Annotated in this window: 19 protein-coding genes and 1 pseudogene; 17 read left to right on the top strand and 3 right to left on the bottom strand. The window is 42.8% G+C overall.

Going from position 1 to position 19,851, the window contains the following annotated elements; genetic code table 11:
• Window positions 1–66 precede the first annotated feature (66 nt).
• The 4 genes from LA360_RS25815 (at window position 67) to LA360_RS25830 (ending at window position 5,864) form a co-directional block, all read left to right on the top strand.
• Entirely contained in the window at window positions 67–2,070 is a 2,004-nt protein-coding gene (locus LA360_RS25815) for a hypothetical protein (protein ID WP_112483335.1), read from the top strand.
• Window positions 2,071–2,665: 595 nt separating this feature from the next.
• Window positions 2,666–3,946 carry a group II intron reverse transcriptase/maturase gene (ltrA, locus tag LA360_RS25820; RefSeq protein ID WP_002578445.1) on the top strand — a complete coding sequence of 427 codons (1,281 nt, stop codon included), beginning with the start codon at window positions 2,666–2,668 and terminating at the stop codon, window positions 3,944–3,946.
• A gap of 454 nt (window positions 3,947–4,400) precedes the next feature.
• On the top strand, window positions 4,401–5,606 hold the full coding sequence (locus LA360_RS25825; protein ID WP_173876956.1) for an IS256 family transposase: 1,206 nt from the start codon (window positions 4,401–4,403) through the stop codon (window positions 5,604–5,606).
• A gap of 45 nt (window positions 5,607–5,651) precedes the next feature.
• Window positions 5,652–5,864: a hypothetical protein gene (locus LA360_RS25830; protein ID WP_002583243.1), complete on the top strand. Its 213-nt coding sequence runs from the start codon at window positions 5,652–5,654 to the stop codon at window positions 5,862–5,864.
• Here the strand turns inward: LA360_RS25830 and LA360_RS25835 are convergent.
• A complete protein-coding gene (locus LA360_RS25835; RefSeq protein ID WP_002583244.1) occupies window positions 5,861–6,136 on the bottom strand; it encodes a hypothetical protein in 276 nt (91 codons plus the stop codon). The genes LA360_RS25830 and LA360_RS25835 overlap by 4 nt on opposite strands.
• 889 nt (window positions 6,137–7,025) lie before the next feature.
• Here LA360_RS25835 and LA360_RS25840 point away from each other — a divergent pair.
• The 8 genes and pseudogenes from LA360_RS25840 to LA360_RS25875 form a co-directional block, all read left to right on the top strand.
• Window positions 7,026–8,009: pseudogene (locus tag LA360_RS25840) on the top strand (nucleotide sugar dehydrogenase); the annotation flags it as partial.
• Window positions 8,010–8,030: 21 nt separating this feature from the next.
• Entirely contained in the window at window positions 8,031–8,495 is a 465-nt protein-coding gene (gene pssD, locus LA360_RS25845) for a PssD/Cps14F family polysaccharide biosynthesis glycosyltransferase (protein WP_112483333.1), read from the top strand.
• Entirely contained in the window at window positions 8,495–8,989 is a 495-nt protein-coding gene (locus LA360_RS25850; RefSeq protein WP_112483331.1) for a glycosyltransferase, read from the top strand. The genes pssD and LA360_RS25850 overlap by 1 nt, the downstream gene beginning before the upstream one ends.
• A 10-nt stretch (window positions 8,990–8,999) precedes the next feature.
• The gene (locus LA360_RS25855; RefSeq protein ID WP_112483329.1) at window positions 9,000–9,872 is read left to right on the top strand and encodes an ATP-grasp fold amidoligase family protein; all 873 of its coding nucleotides are present in this window, start codon (window positions 9,000–9,002) and stop codon (window positions 9,870–9,872) included.
• A gap of 62 nt (window positions 9,873–9,934) precedes the next feature.
• Window positions 9,935–11,008, top strand: coding sequence for a glycosyltransferase (locus tag LA360_RS25860; RefSeq protein WP_225537704.1), 1,074 nt, complete (start codon window positions 9,935–9,937; stop codon window positions 11,006–11,008).
• Complete coding sequence (locus LA360_RS25865; RefSeq protein ID WP_112483325.1) at window positions 11,005–11,898, top strand: ATP-grasp fold amidoligase family protein; 894 nt, start codon at window positions 11,005–11,007, stop codon at window positions 11,896–11,898. The genes LA360_RS25860 and LA360_RS25865 overlap by 4 nt, the downstream gene beginning before the upstream one ends.
• A 25-nt stretch (window positions 11,899–11,923) precedes the next feature.
• Window positions 11,924–12,808, top strand: coding sequence for a glycosyltransferase family 2 protein (locus LA360_RS25870; RefSeq protein ID WP_112483323.1), 885 nt, complete (start codon window positions 11,924–11,926; stop codon window positions 12,806–12,808).
• Window positions 12,809–13,141: 333 nt separating this feature from the next.
• A complete protein-coding gene (locus LA360_RS25875; protein ID WP_002583244.1) occupies window positions 13,142–13,417 on the top strand; it encodes a hypothetical protein in 276 nt (91 codons plus the stop codon).
• Here the strand turns inward: LA360_RS25875 and LA360_RS25880 are convergent.
• Window positions 13,414–13,626, bottom strand: a complete 213-nt coding sequence (locus LA360_RS25880; protein ID WP_002583243.1) for a hypothetical protein — start codon at window positions 13,624–13,626, stop codon at window positions 13,414–13,416. The genes LA360_RS25875 and LA360_RS25880 overlap by 4 nt on opposite strands.
• 45 nt (window positions 13,627–13,671) lie before the next feature.
• Window positions 13,672–14,877 (bottom strand): IS256 family transposase, encoded by a 1,206-nt coding sequence (locus LA360_RS25885; protein ID WP_173876956.1) that lies wholly within the window; start codon window positions 14,875–14,877, stop codon window positions 13,672–13,674.
• A gap of 167 nt (window positions 14,878–15,044) precedes the next feature.
• On the opposite strand from LA360_RS25885, the gene LA360_RS25890 reads away from it, so the two are divergent.
• The 5 genes from LA360_RS25890 (at window position 15,045) to LA360_RS25910 (ending at window position 19,775) form a co-directional block, all read left to right on the top strand.
• Window positions 15,045–16,133 carry an O-antigen ligase family protein gene (locus LA360_RS25890; RefSeq protein WP_112483321.1) on the top strand — a complete coding sequence of 363 codons (1,089 nt, stop codon included), beginning with the start codon at window positions 15,045–15,047 and terminating at the stop codon, window positions 16,131–16,133.
• Window positions 16,134–16,327: 194 nt separating this feature from the next.
• Window positions 16,328–17,347 carry an acyltransferase family protein gene (locus tag LA360_RS25895; RefSeq protein ID WP_160116381.1) on the top strand — a complete coding sequence of 340 codons (1,020 nt, stop codon included), beginning with the start codon at window positions 16,328–16,330 and terminating at the stop codon, window positions 17,345–17,347.
• A 23-nt stretch (window positions 17,348–17,370) separates the two neighbouring features.
• The gene (locus LA360_RS25900; protein ID WP_112483317.1) at window positions 17,371–18,828 is read left to right on the top strand and encodes a flippase; all 1,458 of its coding nucleotides are present in this window, start codon (window positions 17,371–17,373) and stop codon (window positions 18,826–18,828) included.
• 126 nt (window positions 18,829–18,954) lie between these two features.
• Complete coding sequence (locus tag LA360_RS25905) at window positions 18,955–19,539, top strand: hypothetical protein (protein WP_112483315.1); 585 nt, start codon at window positions 18,955–18,957, stop codon at window positions 19,537–19,539.
• A gap of 92 nt (window positions 19,540–19,631) precedes the next feature.
• Window positions 19,632–19,775 (top strand): hypothetical protein, encoded by a 144-nt coding sequence (locus LA360_RS25910; protein WP_160116380.1) that lies wholly within the window; start codon window positions 19,632–19,634, stop codon window positions 19,773–19,775.
• Window positions 19,776–19,851 lie beyond the last annotated feature (76 nt).

A 19,851-nucleotide genomic window follows, 5' to 3' on the forward strand; every position in this document is an offset into this window, starting at 1 on the left:
TTCCGCATCATCTTGCGATGCCTCTCTCGCACATGTATAATGGAATAAAAAGGCAGGTGAAACCCATTGGGAAATAAAAAGAAACGTGTCAACACAGACCCGACACTGAGCGCGATCCGGGACATCTTCCACGAGAACCTGCAGCTGGCGAATAAGGTGCAGCGCAAGACCAGGACGGACATCATCACGAAGCTCGACCTGACAGAGAAGTTCTGCAATCGTCGGATCAAAGCCGTAGCGCATCTGATGCCAGAGATGAAAGCGCGGTATTCTGATACCTACCCGGAAATCGACATCATGAACGAGTTTGCGGATATCGCATCGCTTCCGATCCTCACCTATGATATTATCGATGCCGAATCCTACTTATGTCTTGGCGCGGCAATATGGATGCTCGACCAGATATGGGAAGAACATGAGATGCAGGAACTCTGTGACCTGCTGCCGGCCGACTGTGACTATGTGGAAATGCCCGATATCTACGACACACGGTTCTCCTATGATTTTATCGAAAGAATGCTGTATGTGATACAGAACCGGTATGGTGAAACAAACCGGCATGTCGTGCCACCGGACATATTCTCAAAAAAGGATGATTCCATTTTCCATGCGGTCCTTGACCTGGTCCCGGACATTGCAAAAGAGATGGCGGCCGCACAGCTAAAGACAAAGTTCTGGGAATGGGCGGACCTTTACTTCAAAGCCCTGAATCCGTTGATGTATGAGATGCGCAAACGGGATAAAGCTCTCGACCGCCTGACGAAGCAGATCGATGGATTTAAGGGAAAGGTTGCATCGAAGAAACCGACACTTCCGTTGACTACTCCATTGCCGCTTCTTGGAAATCCGCCAGTAAACAGCACCAAGAGGGAAGCAGAGATGCTGCTGAATCAGATCAATAAGGCGGAGGACGAGCATAACGAGATTAGCAAAAAGATCGGCGACTTTCGTTTTTCGAGCCTGCAGGCCGGCAGCATGAGAAAGTACCATCTGGAGCAGTTTATGGGTGCGGATTTTGCAGAGGCGATGTGCAATTTTCCGATTGAAGACCCATACGAACTGTGCTTTGCGATCCTTTACTTATTTGATCAGGATGATGATTACGCATGGGTCTACTCCTTCATGACCGGAGTTATCTGCCGGGCAGCTACGATGCTGCCGTGGGGGTTTGAGCGGTACGATGAGGAGAATGATGGCTTCTGGTTCGATGACGGAGATTGGATACCGTCTATGCCACTGAATCCGGAATGGTATGAGACAAAGTACACAGGCCGGAGATATGAGGACGATGAGGATGATCCCCACGAAGTGAGCATTGCACAGATCATCTATGAACATACAGGTGCGATCCTTCCCCGGAATATGCACCGTTTCGATGATGCGTTTCGGCCATTGAAGAAGAGAGGCATGAAACCCTCTGAAGCCAATATGGTATGCGCACTTATGAATGTGCTGGGCGAAGCATCCAGACAACGGCAGTATGTTCCTGATATTGAGGAAGACTTTGACTGGGATGACTTTGTTCAGGAAGAAGAGCCGGAAGAAAACTCTATCGCAGAAGAAAATGAGCGGCTGAAAAAGGAACTCGCCCAGCTGAAAGAACAGGCCAAGAAAGCCAACTACAGTCTGAGCCGGGAGAACCGGGAGCTGAAAGAGAAGCTGGAAAAGGCAGAGTCCGCAGCAGGGGAGATGACACAGGAACTCGCCGACCTCCGGGAGATTGTGTTTAACCAGCAGAATGTGGTAGAAGATAAGAAAGAAGAAACAAAGACCACATTCCCGTACCACACAACGAGAAGGCTGGTTGCTTTCGGCGGCCATGATTCGTGGCTGCGTGAGATCAAGTTCAAAGTGCCAGATGTCCGCTTCATGGGCGAGGATATTTCCAGCCCGGAAATCATACGGAGAGCAGATGTGGTTTGGATTCAGACCAACTGTATCGGCCATAAGTCTTATTACGGCATCATCGACCTTGCACGGAAGTATGGCCGCAAGGTGCGGTACTTCAAGTATGCCAGCGCAACAAAGTGTGCGGAGCAGGTCGTTGAAGAAGAAAACACAGATAAATGAAAACAGGGGTCTCTGGCGTTGTGCTGGCCGGCCCCTGTTTTTTGCTGTCTTTTGTACGAGTTCCTACCTTATTATAATATGTACATTTCCTCGCACTTCCGGGTGCGGGGATTTTGTTTGCCCAGCATGGGCGTTTTCTAATGGGTGAAAGTCCCAAGTGCGCGTAGGCAACAACGAAGCACATAGCCGAACAGCAAGGGTGTCCGCCGTGAGACGGAATCTGAAAGAAGCTGTAAGCAAACCTCTGACCTGACGGACAGGAACCGCATATAAGGCTCGGAAATACGGATAAGGTGGCAAAAGGCACTGAAGTCCAAAAGGTTGCCGGAAGTACGAGTAAATGCGGCAGGTACATGGAGGAAAAGAACACGCACCTTAACTGGGGAGGTCTCACAGGCGGTCTCATTAGCCGTAGTAACAACGAATTGTGAGAAGTCAGCAGAAGCCATAGTAGTGAGGAAGTTCCTGTAATGGGGACGGAGCGAAGGGCTGAACAATCAATCAGTTGAAGTACGTTCCACTTCGTAGCCGGAGCATACGCCTGTCGATGACTTCAAAGGCGGCAAAGGCAAAAGGGGCAGAAAGGAAACAACGCATGGACACAAGCAGTCTCATGGAGCAGATATTAAGCAGGGATAATCTAAATGCGGCGTATCTGCAAGTCGTAAGGAATAAAGGAGCGGCAGGCGTGGACGGGATGACCGTTGAAGAACTTGGCGCATATCTTTCGGAAAACGGCGAAAACATTAAGGAACAGTTGCGGACGAGGAAGTATAAGCCGAAGCCAGTCCGCAGGGTGGAGATACCCAAACCCGATGGTGGTACAAGAAATCTTGGAGTGCCAACAGCAGTAGACCGCTTTGTACAGCAGGCGGTGGCACAGGTGCTTACCCCGATATTTGAGGAGCAGTTTCACGACCACAGCTATGGATTCAGACCCAAGCGGTGTGCACAGCAGGCAGTCCTTAAAGCATTGGAAATGATGAATGACGGACACAACTGGATAGTGGATATCGACCTAGCGAAATTCTTTGACACAGTAGACCATGACAAGCTGATGACGATTTTCGGACGGACAATAAAGGACGGAGATGTCATATCGGTGGTAAGAAAGATTCTGGTCAGCGGCGTAATGATTGATGATGAGTATGAAGATACGGTAGTCGGCACACCGCAGGGTGGAAATATCTCGCCGCTGTTAGCAAATATCATGTTAAATGAGCTGGACAAAGAACTGGAAGCAAGGAGGCTGGATTTCGTCCGGTATGCAGATGACCTTATTATAATGGTCGGGAGCAGACAGGCGGCAGAGCGGGTAATGAAGAGCGTGGCTCGGTTTATAGAGGAAAAGCTTGGACTGAAAGTGAACGCGGAAAAGAGCAGGGTTGATAAACCAAAGGGCATTAAGTATCTGGGGTTTGGATTTTACTATGACTCATTTGCCAAAGGGTACAAAGCCAGACCACACCCGAAAGCGGCAGCAAAGTTCAAGGCGCAGATGAAGAAATATACAAGCAGGAGCTGGGGAGTGGGCAATGGTTATAAAATTGGGAAACTCAACCGGCTTATCCGAGGGTGGATAAATTATTTCAAAATCGGAAGCATGAAAAGGCTGTGCGCAAAAATGGACGGACAGATTCGGTATCGACTGCGCATGTGCATATGGAAACACTGGAAAACGCCAAAGAACAGGGAAAAGAATCTTATCAAACTTGGTCTGCCGCCAAATGCGGCACATGGCATTTCATATGCCAAAGGATATGCCAGAGTGTGCAGAAGCTGGAATCTCCACATTTGTATCAGTAAAGAGAGACTAGCTAAGTTTGGTCTTGTATCCATGGAAGACTACTACGCCGAAAAGGCTGTTACATGTTAAGTTGATTGAACCGCCGTATACCGAACGGTACGTACGGTGGTGTGAGAGGTCGGAAGGCGAAATAATCGCCTTCCTCCTACTCGATTTGCTTTCTGACCCTTTCCCCACGTTCGCCCCACAAAGCCCCTGTGTCGCGTTTATCCTTCAGCAGCGGAAAACAACGCAAGGGGAATCGTAAAACGCGACGGTGGGGCAGACAGGGGAAGCTGTGGGGGGAGCCAGAAGAAAATTGAAGATTGAAGTAGAGTGGTAGCCCACTCGGTTACTTTCCAAGGTGCTGATGATCAGCCTGTGGGAAAGATACCGGGTGGGCTACTTTTTATGTTCGCCGAGAGTATGAAAGTTTTTCTGTAAATAGCTATTAAGCATTAGGTCTTCTATGATAAAATCTATTATCATAAGGAGGCCTATTATTATGGCAAGAAGAGAAAAACAGCCCGTACACAAAGTAGTCATGACGGAGGGGAAAAGGAACATCGTCCATCAGCTCCTGGAAGAGTATGACATCCAGACTGCGGAGGATATCCAGGAAGCCCTCAAAGACCTGCTGGGGAGCACCCTGAAGGAGATGATGGAAGCGGAGATGGATGAGCATCTCGGCTATGGGAGGTCAGAACGGTCGGATTCGGATGATTACCGCAATGGCTACAAGCCCAAGCGGATCAACAGCAGCTTCGGGAGCATGGACATCCAGGTGCCCCAGGACAGGAAGTCCACGTTTGAACCCCAGGTGGTAAGAAAGCGCCAGAAGGACATTTCCGGCATTGACCAGAAGATCATATCCATGTATGCAAAAGGCATGACAACCCGCCAAATCTCGGATACCTTGATGGACATTTATGGTTTTGAGGCTTCGGAAGGGTTCATCTCGGACGTGACGGACAAGATACTGCCGCAGATTGAAGACTGGCAGAACCGCCCGCTGGAGGAAGTCTATCCCGTGGTCTACATCGACGCAATCCATTATTCCGTGCGGGAGGACGGGGTAATCCGCAAGCTTGCCGCCTATGTCATCCTCGGCCTTACGCTGGAAGGTAAAAAGGAAGTCCTGAGCATACAGATCGGGGAGAATGAAAGCTCCAAGTACTGGCTCTGCGTTCTGAACGAGTTGAAGAACCGCGGTGTGAAGGATATCCTCATTCTCTGCTCGGACGGGCTCACGGGCATTAAGGAAGCCATAACGGCGGCATTCCCGAAGACGGAGCAGCAGCGCTGCATCGTACATATGGTACGGAACACGCTGAAATACGTCTCCGACAAGGACCGGAAAGCATTTGCCACGGACCTGAAAACCATCTACCATGCCGCAAACGAGGAAAAGGCGCTGGAGGCGCTGGAGAAGGTGACGGAAAAGTGGACGCCAAAGTACCCCAACTCAATGAAACGCTGGCATGACAACTGGGATGTGGTATCCCCCATCTTCAAGTTTTCCATGGAGGTCAGGAAGGTGATCTATACTACCAACGCGATCGAGAGCCTCAACTCTACCTACCGGAAGCTCAACCGCCAGCGGAGCGTGTTCCCGGGCAGCACGGCGCTCTTAAAGGCTCTGTACCTGGCCACGTTCGAGGCGACGAAGAAGTGGACCATGCCCATCCGCAACTGGGGGCAGGTCTATGGGGAACTGTCCATTATGTACGAAGGCAGACTGCCGGAATAAGAGCGCACAGGCATAGGTGTACACCTATCCGGAAAGGAGCTTTCCATGTATGGATTTTCAAAATACGATGCTCAGGACAGGTACGACAGCTATAATACTGTACAGGTGAAGTTAAAACTGAATATGAAGACAGATGCAGATATCCTGGCCTGGGTCAGACAGCACAAATATGGCAGGGACACTTCCGTCCAAGGGGCCATCAAGGCCCTGATACGGGAAGACATCGCCAGAGGCCAGGCCGATGGGACACAAGGTTAATCCCTCTGCATTTTACATTCGTTGGCTGTCTGCAGCTCTGACAGGGATTCCATGATAGACAGGTAATCGATCCCCTCCACAACAGTCCCTGTGCCAGGGTCAAACAGTTCATCGTCTGCGGTGGCTTTCGGGTCATAGGATTTCAGTTCACTGTCATACCAGCTATAGATATCACTGTATAAGTCGGCTGCATGATCCAGCAGGGACTGCAGTCCATTGATCTTTGCCCTGATATCTTCAGGTACAAAGGGATCGTCTGTTTTTAGCTTCATGGCACACCTCCTGATGTTTTCCTGTAAGAAGTGTACCATAATTTGATGGGATTTTCCAATACATCTTGACAGAATCCAAAAGCATCCGTATAGTAAAGGTAGGTGGTCACGACATCCACCTACCTTTCTCATTAACTTATCATAGAAGATCTCAATTTACAGACTTTTTTTCATACTCTCTGTTCGCCGGAGTCTACTCAACAGCATCCAGCCCCAAAAGTGATTTTAATCACTGACAAGTCTACTCAACAAAAAAGTGATTTTAATCACAAAAACGAGTCTACTCAACAAAACAGCCGCCTAGCCGGATGGCTGAATAAAATCACTTATTTCAAGGAAAATCTACTGTGAAATGTAGAAAAATAAGTGATTATGCTCACTTATGCCAGTTCTCAGCCCATCGGTGATTATAATCACGCAAGTCTGTTCAACATATCCCACACGTCCGACCACCACAATCATCATTTATCCATGCACATTTTCGGCAGAAATGTGGATTACAGTGGCGGTTCGGCTATGAAAAATAGGTGATTAAGCTCACTTTTTTCTGAAAAAGCGCATCCGAGCAGCAAGTGATTTTGTTCACTTATAAAAAGTGAACTTTTTACGCCATCTGTCGTTTTTGAATGAGCCTGTCATGTGGTCAAAATAAGTGAGTTTAATCACTTTATACCGTTAAAAAATAGAATAAGTGAGCTTAATCACTTATGGAGCATAAGTGAGCTTTTTACGCCAGAAGCGGTAAAATGCGGCGTAAAAGTCCATGAAAAAGCAAGGATTTCGGAGTCCTGTTTTATGTACCAAATAGCCTATATGTAGCGACATAACGCAATAAGTGAGCTTTATAGGTCGCTTTCAACCAACTGCTTCAATGAGCGTTTAGTCCAAAAATTACGACAGCAAGAAGAATTTCTTTGATACAAGCGCGGTTGAGGCTGTGATTAAGCTGGCCATTGAGTACAACCCAGAAGCCATCATGGTTATCAAGAGCACGATTCCGGTTGGATATACTTCTTCTGTCCGTGAGAAATTCCACTGTGACAATATCATCTTCAGTCCTGAATTTTTACGTGAATCGAAGGCATTGTACGACAATTTGTGGCCATCACGGATAATCGTCGGCACGGATGTAGAGAATGCTCGTTTGGTAAAAGCGGCGCATACCTTTGCAGAACTTCTCCAGGAAGGTGCCATTAAAGAAAATATCGACACGCTGTTCATGGGATTTACTGAAGCAGAAGCTGTTAAGCTGTTCGCCAATACATATCTGGCATTAAGAGTAAGTTATTTCAATGAGCTTGATACTTATGCGGAAATGAAGGGACTGAACACTCAGCAGATCATTGACGGAGTTTGCCTTGACCCTCGTATTGGCACCCATTACAATAATCCGTCCTTTGGATATGGAGGATACTGTCTGCCGAAAGATACGAAGCAGTTGCTGGCGAATTATGCAGATGTACCAGAGAACCTGATCGAAGCAATCGTGGAAAGCAATAGAACTCGCAAAGACTTCATTGCTGACCGTGTGCTGGAAATCGCTGGTGCTTATGAGGCAAGTGAGGAATGGAATAGCGAGAAGGAAAAAGAGGTTGTGGTTGGCGTATATCGCTTGACGATGAAGATCAATAGTGACAACTTCCGGCAGAGCTCCATCCAGGGCGTCATGAAGCGCATTAAAGCGAAAGGCGCTACGGTTATTATCTATGAACCAACGTTGAAAGATGGAGAGAAATTCTTCGGATCAGTTGTGATTAACGATTTGGAGAAATTCAAGGAAATGAGTCAGGCCATTATTGCTAATAGGTACGATAGCTGTCTGGATGATGTGAAGGCGAAGGTCTATACGAGGGATATTTTCCAGAGGGACTAAGAAAAAACGGGGAGGAAAAAGATGAAACATGATAGGAGGCCAAGGCTGTGTTTTGTATCATCTTCGGGTGGTCATTGGGAGCAGCTTCAAAAGCTGGAGCCGCTTGCTGAAAAATATGAAGGCTTTTTTGTGACAGAAAAAACACAGTTTGATGAAACGCTCGGGAAATATTTCATGATTCAAACGGATTTGAAAGATAAACTGATGCCTTTAAAAATGTTGTGGAATGGACTTTATTCGGTGTTTATCTGGATTAAGGAACGCCCGGATTTTATCATTACAACTGGAACGATGGTGGCATATCCATTTTATTTGATGGCAGTTCTTTTCCACAAGAAATTTATATTTATTGAAACTTTTGGAAGAGCGAATATGCCCACGGTAGCAGGGAAGAAAATGGAGAAACATACAGATTTATTTATAGTGCAGTGGGAAACACAGAAGAAATTTTATAAAAAAGCAATTTATGGAGGATGTCTGTACTAATGATATTTGTGACAGTCGGGTCGAGAAATTATCCTTTTGACCGTTTATTTAAAAAATTAGATGAGCTATATGAAAAGGGTGTGTTAACGGATCCGATGTTTGCACAGATTGGCACATCTACATATAAACCAAAGAATTATGAATATAAAGATTTTATTTCGCCGGATGAGTTCAACGAGAATATAAGTAAGGCTGATATTGTTGTGTCACACGGTGCATCTGGATCAATCATGAAAGCACTAAATGCTGGTAAAAAGGTAATAACGGTAACGAGGCTTGAAAAGTATGGTGAGCATATCAATGATCACCAGATTCAGAACAATGAAGCATTTAGCAGCAACGGGTATGTGTTGATGGCAGATTTAGAGTTAACTAATTTGGAAGAATGCTTTAAGAAAATTTATGATGGTACAGATGAACTGGTTTCGTGGGTAAATAAAGATCCAATGGCAATTGTAAATCTGATTGACAAATTTATACAGGAGAATTGGTGAGGAAAAAGGAATGTCGAGTAGTAGATTATTTAAGAAGATAAAGTATGCAATGCGTTTTATTCCAGATAAGATATATATTCAGATTTACTATTTCGCACATTTTAAGAAGTTCTGTGATCTGAAGAATCCGAAAACCTATAATGAGAAGTTGAACTGGCTGAAACTGCATGACCACAATCCGCTGTACACTACTTTGGTGGATAAGTATGAAGTTAAGGAATATGTAGCGAAACTCATTGGCGAGCAGTACATCATTCCGACTCTGGGCGTGTGGGACTCCTTTGATGAGATTGATTTTGACATGCTGCCAGAGCAATTCGTGTTGAAGTGCACTCATGACTCCGAAGGCCTTGTAATCATTCGGGAAAAGTCTAAGCTGGACAAGGTTGCTGCAAGGGTGAAAATCGAAGCAGCCTTGAAGCAGAACTTTTACCATATCGGGCGGGAATGGCCTTATAGGGATGTACCCCCCAGAATCATTGCCGAACAGTATATGGAGGACCATGTGGATGGGGAACTGAGGGATTATAAGTTCTTCTGTTTTGATGGAGAACCCAAGGCGATGTTTGTAGCATCCGACCGCGCATCCGACCATGTAAAGTTTGACTATTTTGATTTGGATTATCAGCATCTGGACATCAAGCAGAAGTATCCCCATGCGGAAACTCCACTTCGGAAGCCGAAGACTTTTGATCAGATGATTGAACTCTCGAAGATGCTTTCCGAGGGCTTTCCCCATGTACGGGTGGATTTCTACGAAGTGGACGGACACCTTTATTTTGGCGAGCTGACTTTCTACCATTTCAGTGGGTTTATGCCTTTTGAACCTGCAAAGTGGGATAGGACGTTTGGTGATTGGCTGAATCTTTCGGGATGCAATTGAGAATTGAGTCCGATTATCAATGGGTGCAATGTTATAAAATAATCAATTAAGCGGAGAAAACAATGAAAATATTGATGCTTATTACCGGAATGCAGTCGGGTGGAGCAGAGCGTGTGATGGCAACTTTGTGTAACAATCTGTCGCAGAGTCATACGATTCGTCTGGCTATTGTGAAAACGGCTCAGTCGGATTATCAACTAGTGGAGAGAGTACAAGTTGTAGCTGGAAACATCCGAAACCAGAGCCTACTTCAGTCGGTGCTGTTCAGTAAAAAGGAAATCGACACATGGAAGCCAGATATTGTGCTGTCTTTTATGACAAAGACGAATGTCATTGCATTATTGGCAAAAAAAATATCCAGATGGAAACCTCCAATTGTGATTGCAGAAAGAGCTAATCCTTATCATACAAAGGGTGTACTTGGAAAAGTCAGAAACATTCTGTGTTGCCATGCTGACGGCGCTGTATTTCAGACGGAGCAGGCTCAGTCGTATTATAAAAATATCATCAAATGTCCCAGTGTTGTTCTGCGGAATCCATTGAATCCAGATTTTAAGGTAGAACCGTTCCGGGGTACAAGAACAAACCGAATTGTATGTGTCGGAAGACTGTCTGAGGAAAAGAATCAGCGACTGCTGGTGGAAGCTTTTGCCGAGATTGCTCAGGACTTCCCCGATTATACGGTGGAATTCTACGGCGATGGTCCCCTAAAAGAAACGATTGCACAGCATATTGAAGAACTGAGTATGCAGGGCAAAATCCAACTTATGGGTCGCAAGGAGCGTGTTCAGGATCTCATTAAGGATGCAGCGTGCTTTGTACTTCCTTCTAATTCTGAAGGAATGCCCAACGCACTACTGGAGGCTATGGCACTTGGCATTCCTAGCATTGCAACGGATTGCCCAATCGGTGGCTCAGCATTTATCATTAACAATAATGAGAATGGCATTCTGATTCCGATGAATGACAAAAAGGCTCTAATGGCAGCACTCAAAAGGTGCCTTACAGAGAAAGACTTTGCAGCAAAAATCAGCAAGAACGCAGGGCAGATTATCACAGATTATGATGCAGAAAAAGTGTGCAGAGAATGGGAGAATTACTTGCAGAAAGTTTACAGGGGGAGGGATAAGAAATGATAAAGAAATTGCTAAGAGATCCTATATATTATGGGATTATCGGACTCGGAAAAATCCTTCCTGATACCATTGCGGCAGATGCGTTTTATTTGAAAATGCTTTTCCACAACCGCATGGGAAAGGAACTGAATTTGAAAAATCCTACTACATATAATGAGAAACTGCAGTGGATGAAGTTGTATAACCGAAATCCAGAATATACAACACTTGTTGATAAAGAAGCAGTCAAGCAGAAAGTAGCTGCAAGAGTGGGGTGGGAGTACATAATTCCTACTCTTGGAGTTTGGGATCGATTTGATGATATTGATTTTAATGAACTTCCAGATCAGTTTGTACTGAAGTGCACCCATGATTCTGGTGGGCTTGTTATATGTACAGATAAGAAAAAGTTGGATATTGATGAAGCAAGAAAAAAAATAAATCATGCGCTTAAGCGTAAATATTATTTGAATACAAGGGAATGGCCATATAGAGATGTAAAGCCGCGAATCATTGCAGAAGAATACATGGTTGATGAATCTGGCTATGAATTGAAAGACTACAAGTTTTTTGTTTTTGACGGAGAGATGAAGGCAATGTTTATAGCAACAGATCGCAATGCTGTTACGGATACTTGCTTTGATTTTTTTGATCGAGAGTTTAATCATTTGCCATTTACTAATGGTCATCCAAACGCCAATCACATTATGAGGAAACCGGATAATTATGATGAAATGATTCGAATAGCGGAAAAACTTGGGAAGGGAATACCTCAGGCGAGAATCGACTTATACAATATAAATGGCAGGATTTATTTTGGTGAGATTACCTTTTTTCATTGGAGTGGATTGAAACCGTTTGAACCTGAAGAGTGGGATTATACATTCGGAAGCTGGATTAAAATACAATAAAATCCTGAGATGGGAGAAAATTAAGATGTCAGAATTGGTTAGTATCATTATTCCTACGTATAAGGGACATCGCTATGTAGGAAGAGCTATAAAGAGTGTACAGAACCAAACTTACAGTAATATAGAAATTATTGTTGTTGATGATAATGGAATGGGCTCTGAGGAGCAGATAAAGACCCAAAAGGTTCTTGAACCGTTTCTTACGGATGAACGTATTCATTATGTCGTACATAATGTAAACAAAAATGGGTCAGCAGCTAGAAACACCGGGGTTAGAAATTCAAAAGGGAAATACATTGCATTATTAGATGACGATGATGAGTATTTGCCTGAAAAAATACAGATGGAAGTGAATGCCTTTTCTGAAATGGATGATAGTTGGGGGATGGTATATTGTAGTAGTGATAAAAACGCTTGTATTCAGAAAAAAAGTGGCGATCTATTATATGACTTATTACTGCATACTGTCGTGATTGGCTCAAATTCTTTTTTGGTTAGAAGACAGATATGGGAAACACTTGATGGTTTTGATGAGTCATTCAAAAGACATCAGGATTTTGAATTTACGGCGCGGGTTGCAGCAATATGCAAAATTAAAGGTTTAAATGAATGCGGATTTATTTACAATGCGGATATTGGTAGGAATAAGGCGAAAAATATTGAACAGTTAAAGGAACATAGGGCGCACTACATCAATAAAATGCTTCCGTTAATCAGGAGATTCCAAGAAGACGAACAAAAAATAATCATATGCAGTAATTCTATGCAGGCAACATCACGGTATTTAAAAGAAGGGCATCCCGTGAAGTTTATTGTGGAGCTGAAGCGATATATGAGCCAATGGGAACCCCGATGTGGTTATTTAACCATCTTTCGAGTTGCTCTTATGAAATTAGGACGGCGTATTTAAGGATGATTAGGAGATTTTAAATGAATGAGACAACAAAACATTCGATAGGGATTATCAGATATAATTATCTGTCATTAACATTGATTTTTTTCTATTGCAGAGATTTTTTTTATCTGGTTTTTCAAAGAGTTGTACACAATGAAATGATAAGTCGAGAGTATGAAAAAAAGTCTGTAAATTGAGATCTTCTATGATAAGTTAATGAGAAAGGTAGGTGGATGTCGTGACCACCTACCTTTACTATACGGATGCTTTTGGATTCTGTCAAGATGTATTGGAAAATCCCATCAAATTATGGTACACTTCTTACAGGAAAACATCAGGAGGTGTGCCATGAAGCTAAAAACAGACGATCCCTTTGTACCTGAAGATATCAGGGCAAAGATCAATGGACTGCAGTCCCTGCTGGATCATGCAGCCGACTTATACAGTGATATCTATAGCTGGTATGACAGTGAACTGAAATCCTATGACCCGAAAGCCACCGCAGACGATGAACTGTTTGACCCTGGCACAGGGACTGTTGTGGAGGGGATCGATTACCTGTCTATCATGGAATCCCTGTCAGAGCTGCAGACAGCCAACGAATGTAAAATGCAGAGGGATTAACCTTGTGTCCCATCGGCCTGGCCTCTGGCGATGTCTTCCCGTATCAGGGCCTTGATGGCCCCTTGGACGGAAGTGTCCCTGCCATATTTGTGCTGTCTGACCCAGGCCAGGATATCTGCATCTGTCTTCATATTCAGTTTTAACTTCACCTGTACAGTATTATAGCTGTCGTACCTGTCCTGAGCATCGTATTTTGAAAATCCATACATGGAAAGCTCCTTTCCGGATAGGTGTACACCTATGCCTGTGCGCTCTTATTCCGGCAGTCTGCCTTCGTACATAATGGACAGTTCCCCATAGACCTGCCCCCAGTTGCGGATGGGCATGGTCCACTTCTTCGTCGCCTCGAACGTGGCCAGGTACAGAGCCTTTAAGAGCGCCGTGCTGCCCGGGAACACGCTCCGCTGGCGGTTGAGCTTCCGGTAGGTAGAGTTGAGGCTCTCGATCGCGTTGGTAGTATAGATCACCTTCCTGACCTCCATGGAAAACTTGAAGATGGGGGATACCACATCCCAGTTGTCATGCCAGCGTTTCATTGAGTTGGGGTACTTTGGCGTCCACTTTTCCGTCACCTTCTCCAGCGCCTCCAGCGCCTTTTCCTCGTTTGCGGCATGGTAGATGGTTTTCAGGTCCGTGGCAAATGCTTTCCGGTCCTTGTCGGAGACGTATTTCAGCGTGTTCCGTACCATATGTACGATGCAGCGCTGCTGCTCCGTCTTCGGGAATGCCGCCGTTATGGCTTCCTTAATGCCCGTGAGCCCGTCCGAGCAGAGAATGAGGATATCCTTCACACCGCGGTTCTTCAACTCGTTCAGAACGCAGAGCCAGTACTTGGAGCTTTCATTCTCCCCGATCTGTATGCTCAGGACTTCCTTTTTACCTTCCAGCGTAAGGCCGAGGATGACATAGGCGGCAAGCTTGCGGATTACCCCGTCCTCCCGCACGGAATAATGGATTGCGTCGATGTAGACCACGGGATAGACTTCCTCCAGCGGGCGGTTCTGCCAGTCTTCAATCTGCGGCAGTATCTTGTCCGTCACGTCCGAGATGAACCCTTCCGAAGCCTCAAAACCATAAATGTCCATCAAGGTATCCGAGATTTGGCGGGTTGTCATGCCTTTTGCATACATGGATATGATCTTCTGGTCAATGCCGGAAATGTCCTTCTGGCGCTTTCTTACCACCTGGGGTTCAAACGTGGACTTCCTGTCCTGGGGCACCTGGATGTCCATGCTCCCGAAGCTGCTGTTGATCCGCTTGGGCTTGTAGCCATTGCGGTAATCATCCGAATCCGACCGTTCTGACCTCCCATAGCCGAGATGCTCATCCATCTCCGCTTCCATCATCTCCTTCAGGGTGCTCCCCAGCAGGTCTTTGAGGGCTTCCTGGATATCCTCCGCAGTCTGGATGTCATACTCTTCCAGGAGCTGATGGACGATGTTCCTTTTCCCCTCCGTCATGACTACTTTGTGTACGGGCTGTTTTTCTCTTCTTGCCATAATAATAGGCCTCCTTATGATAATAGATTTTATCATAGAAGACCTAATGCTTAATAGCTATTTACAGAAAAACTTTCATACTCTCGATAAGTCAAGTGTTTTGCCTATTACTTATATATGGCTGCTTCTTGATTTGTGTTTCAAGAAATAGGAAAAGAATCAAAGCTGATGCAATCATACTGCTTTTATTAATTGCTATGCTGTTTATTTTCTCATATATTTTAAATCCTAGTTATAGGATAGCAATCCTTGAACTAGAAAGTTGGAATGCTATTGATTCTGTGTTCACGTTTTCAAGTGGAATATTTGCGTACTTGTTTTTTAGGTCATTTGACGATGACGAGCAATTGCTGAAATCATTGAAACCGTGCGCATATATTCTTCTTATATGGGCGTTATTTAGAATTAACTCTTCAATTACTAGCGGTGGTTTTTCGAGAGTTATGCAAAATGGTATCTTAAGTCAAAACAATTATGATATGTCCACTGGATATAGATTATTATTTGTTTCCTTGGTTTTTGGGTTGGAATTTCTCAAGCGGTCAGGGATTAAAAAGGTATGGTATGCAATTCTTGCTGCGGGCTCTGCTGTAGGTATGCTTATATATGGCTCTAGGACGGCAGCGGTTTCATGGGTTTTATTTTGGGTTTTGAGAATGCTTTTTTGTACTTCTAAAAGGCACGATCCTAAAAAAGTGATTACTTTGATAGCAATATTTGTAATGTCAATCCTTGTGACAAATGTGACATTCTTGAGCATGGTAAGTGATGTATTAGCTGGTTTTGGCCTCCAATCAAGAATGTTAAATACATTGGTTCAACAAGAAGTTACTTTGGATACGGGACGTTTTACGATATGGAACTCTTGCCTGGAAATGATAAAAAGTCATCCATTTGTGGGATGCGGTATCTTTGCCGATAGAGCTACGTTTGGAATATATTGTCATCAGTTTTTTCTTGAAATTTTAATTGATTTTGGTTGTATAATAGGTGGTTTGCTTATTGTGGCTTTAATTTGGTTTTGCATTAAATCTGTTTTAACAAAGGATAATAGTGAATGGAAATTACTGATTGTATTGTTTCTATCTTTGTGTATTGTACGTTTGGCTTTATCCTCATCTTTCTGGATGGACACAAATTATTGGGCAATGTTAGCATTAATTGTCAATCAAAAGGAATACCTAAAAAAACAAAGTAAATTTTTATTATGCTGCTGAGAGGGGAATATTTTATATTGAGAATGAATTTCTTTGGAGCTGTATTATTTTGGAAGGAACGATTATGATAGCGTATTGGTTACATCTCCTTTTCCAAAAACTTATTAGGACATACCTCAAGGTATTGGTGCACTAAATTCTCAGAAGCATATTGCAAACTATTTAAAACATGGAATAACAAGGGGATGATAGAATTGAAAAGAGTAGATTGTTTGGATGTAGCTAAAGGGATTGCCATTATACTAGTGGTATTTGGTCATGCGATAAGCAAGGATATGGCTTCGAAAAGTATAGTTGTATCTGTTATAAGAACAAACATCTATTGGATACATATGCCAGCGTTTTTTGCTGTTGCCGGTATTTTGTTCGGCTATAATAAAAAACGATATAAAGAAAATTCTGTAAGCGCATACATTAAGAAAAAGTCGATTACATATTTGATACCGTACTGCACTTTTTCACTATTCTCTTTTTTGGTATTTTCTTTTATAGAGAGTGTCCCAGCACTGGCTTTCATTTCGGAAAAAACAGGATATACAACACATTCGATTAGCCAGTTTATTTTTTCGGTAATAACATATATCAATCCTGTTGACGATCATTTGTGGTTTGTTTATGTAATGTTTCTGGTGTGCTGTCTTTCCAGGCTGCTAATTGATGTGGATAGCAGACTGATGATTTTTGTTATGCTTGTACTAAACTCACTAATGTGTTTTTTAGATACACCAGAAATAGTATGGAAAACAATCCGATATGCTATGGTTTTTTATATAGGGGTTTATTGGCAAGATAAAGATATATTAAATAATATTAGGACAAATAAGTTTTTGGTCGCTTTAGCTGGATTTGTAATGTCTGTAATTATAAACACTTATTTTCGATATAGTGTTTTTCTTTGGTATAAATGCATTACATATCCAATCGCTTTGATATATGGCGCGTATATTCTTCTGGTACTTGCCAGCATACTTCAGAATAAGAAAAAAATAGCTAATGTGTTAAAATACATGGGAAACAATTCCTATCCCATATATTTGATGCATCAACCTTTCATTGTAAATGGGTTAGCATTCATTTTGGGAAGAATGCATCTGTATGGCGTATTAGTGGTTTCAATATCTGGAACAATTGGTACGGTTGTGCCGCTAATTCTAAATCGTTTTATAGTGAGAAAAAATCCAATCACAAAATTGCTGTTACTGGGAAATCATTAACTAACAAATGTGAGGAATCGGCTATGTCCAGTGTAAAGAAAAATTTTTTCTATCAGTCAATTTATGGAGTTTTGATTATCATTTTGCCTTTGCTCACATCACCGTATATTGCGAGGATATTAGGCGCAGAAAAAATAGGTATATACTCATATACATATTCTGTAGCATATTATTTTATGCTAATTGCAATGTTAGGCATCAAAAACTATGGCAATCGTGTAATTGCAACTGTTCGGGATAATCAGGATTCTTTAAATAAGGAATTCTCTAATATTTTTGCATTACATGCAGTGCTTTCAATTATTGCTATTGCTGCATATATAGTATATTGCTTTGCTTTTGTGAGAGAAAATAGAATATATGCACTAATCCAGATTTTTTGGGTAGTTGGTGCACTATCTGATATAAATTGGTTCTTTTTTGGTATAGAAAAGTTTAAACTAACTGTTACTCGAAACACGGTTATTAAGTTAATTACGGTTGCATCAATCTTCATTTTTGTTCATAGCAAAGAGGATCTTTGGAAATATATTTTTATCATGGCTTTTGGCAATTTTGTTAGTCAATCGGTTGTTTGGTTTTTTTTGAAGAACTACGTTCGGTTTGTGAAACCTTCTATTACAGAGATGAGGAAACATTTTAAGCCAATGGTTGTTCTTTTTATTCCTGTAATTGCGGTAAGCCTGTATAAATATATGGATAAAATTATGCTTGGAGCAATGTGTGAAAAGGCACAGGTGGGGTTTTACGAGAATGCGGAAAAAGCAATTAATATTCCAACAAGTGTTATATCTGCATTTGGCACTGTGATGATGCCTAAGATGTCAAATCTTTTTGCAAAGGGTGATCAGAAGTCGGGTAACCGATATATGCTTCTCTCTATGGAGTTGGTTATGTGTTTGGCAATTGGTATGAGTCTGGGATTAGGAGCGGTTGCTCGTCCTTTTTCGGTTATTATGTGGGGGAGTGAATTTACAGAATGCGGTGTTTTGATTTTTATATTGTGTGTGTGCACGATTTTTATGGCATTTGCAAATATACTAAGGACTCAATATATTATTCCTCAAAAGAAAGATAACATTTATATTGTGGCTGTTTGTATTGGAGCAGTGACAAATATTATCGTAAATACCATTTTGATTCCAAATTTGCAGGCACGTGGTGCAGCGATTGGTACAGTGTGTGCTGAAGGGATTGTCTGTATTACTCAGGCGGTATTGCTGAGAAAGGATTTACCAATTTTTACTTATGTGAAAAACTGTGTGTTTTTTATATTTTCCGGTATCGTAATGTATGGATTTCTTCAATTAATAGAAAATATAGCAGGAATTCATTTCTACTCATTGATTTTTGAGATTGTAGTGGGTGCATTTATCTATTTGACGATGTGTTTGATTTATTTCATTATGAGAAAAAATGAAGTGGTTATAGCTTCATTAAAACAGATAAGGACAAAGATGTTTAAACAAAGATTATTTTGAGAGTTTTAAGAAACTGATTTGCGATGGCATGTATAGGGAAGAACTGTATGGAGATTTGATATTGTGTCTTATGACGAATGCTCCTGAAATTAAAACCTCGTTCCATGATAATATAGGAGTCTGCCTATGAAAAAGAAACAGCAATACAAAGCAGTATTTAGAACACGAATAGATTTCCGCCAAGATGAGGAACCTTCCCGTTCCCTTCGTCCCGGACAAGTCTTTTATCTTGGAAATGAGCAGCGAGTCTCCTATAATGATATTGCGAATGAAGTGGAACGGATTATAAATAATGACCTCAAGCCAGAGTTGCAGAAGTACACAGATTTATCTATTCAAGAAGTGCAGACGCAGTCTGTATATGAAGGCAGCGTAGAAATCATTTTCACAGTGATACTTAGCTTTCTGGAGTTGGTGGGCGGCATGAAGGACTTGTATGATGCGGTTCACTTGATAAAAGAGATAGCGGAAAGACATATCAACAGAAAGCTGAGTGATAAGTTTGGAAACCATTTTAGAGTAGATACATATGCGATTGCACCGAGAGAGGAAGATTACTGGCGTTTTGAGGAAGGATGCATGGTGAAGCAAGGGAATAACGAGGAACCACGGCGGGATGCGTTTTTTAATTATTTGCTTGTGGCGAATATTGTTTTGCTGCTGATTGTGGGGGGTCTTGTGTTTGGGGCAGTTAAGACGGTGTATTTTTAGGGAAAAGGTGGTAACAATGACAATGTACAACCCGGATGAATGCATTGCAAATTCCGATAAGGGAACTATTTGAGAAAGAGAAATTTGTGCATATGGATTGTGAAGATGAGGAGCAGACTGTCAGCGCCAATAAAACCATGTCGCTGGCGAAACAACGGATACTGCGCATCTACATGGAGTTAAATATATCTATTGTGCGAATCATTGCATATCCCCTCACGGTGAGTAACAGGTAACGAACAATGAAGAAATACATGGAGAAGAATTATGCCGCAAGATGCAACAACATACGATTGAACAAAATCGCTACGC

This window comes from Enterocloster clostridioformis, assembly GCF_020297485.1.
In the GTDB taxonomy this organism is placed as follows: Bacteria; Bacillota; Clostridia; order Lachnospirales; family Lachnospiraceae; genus Enterocloster; species Enterocloster clostridioformis.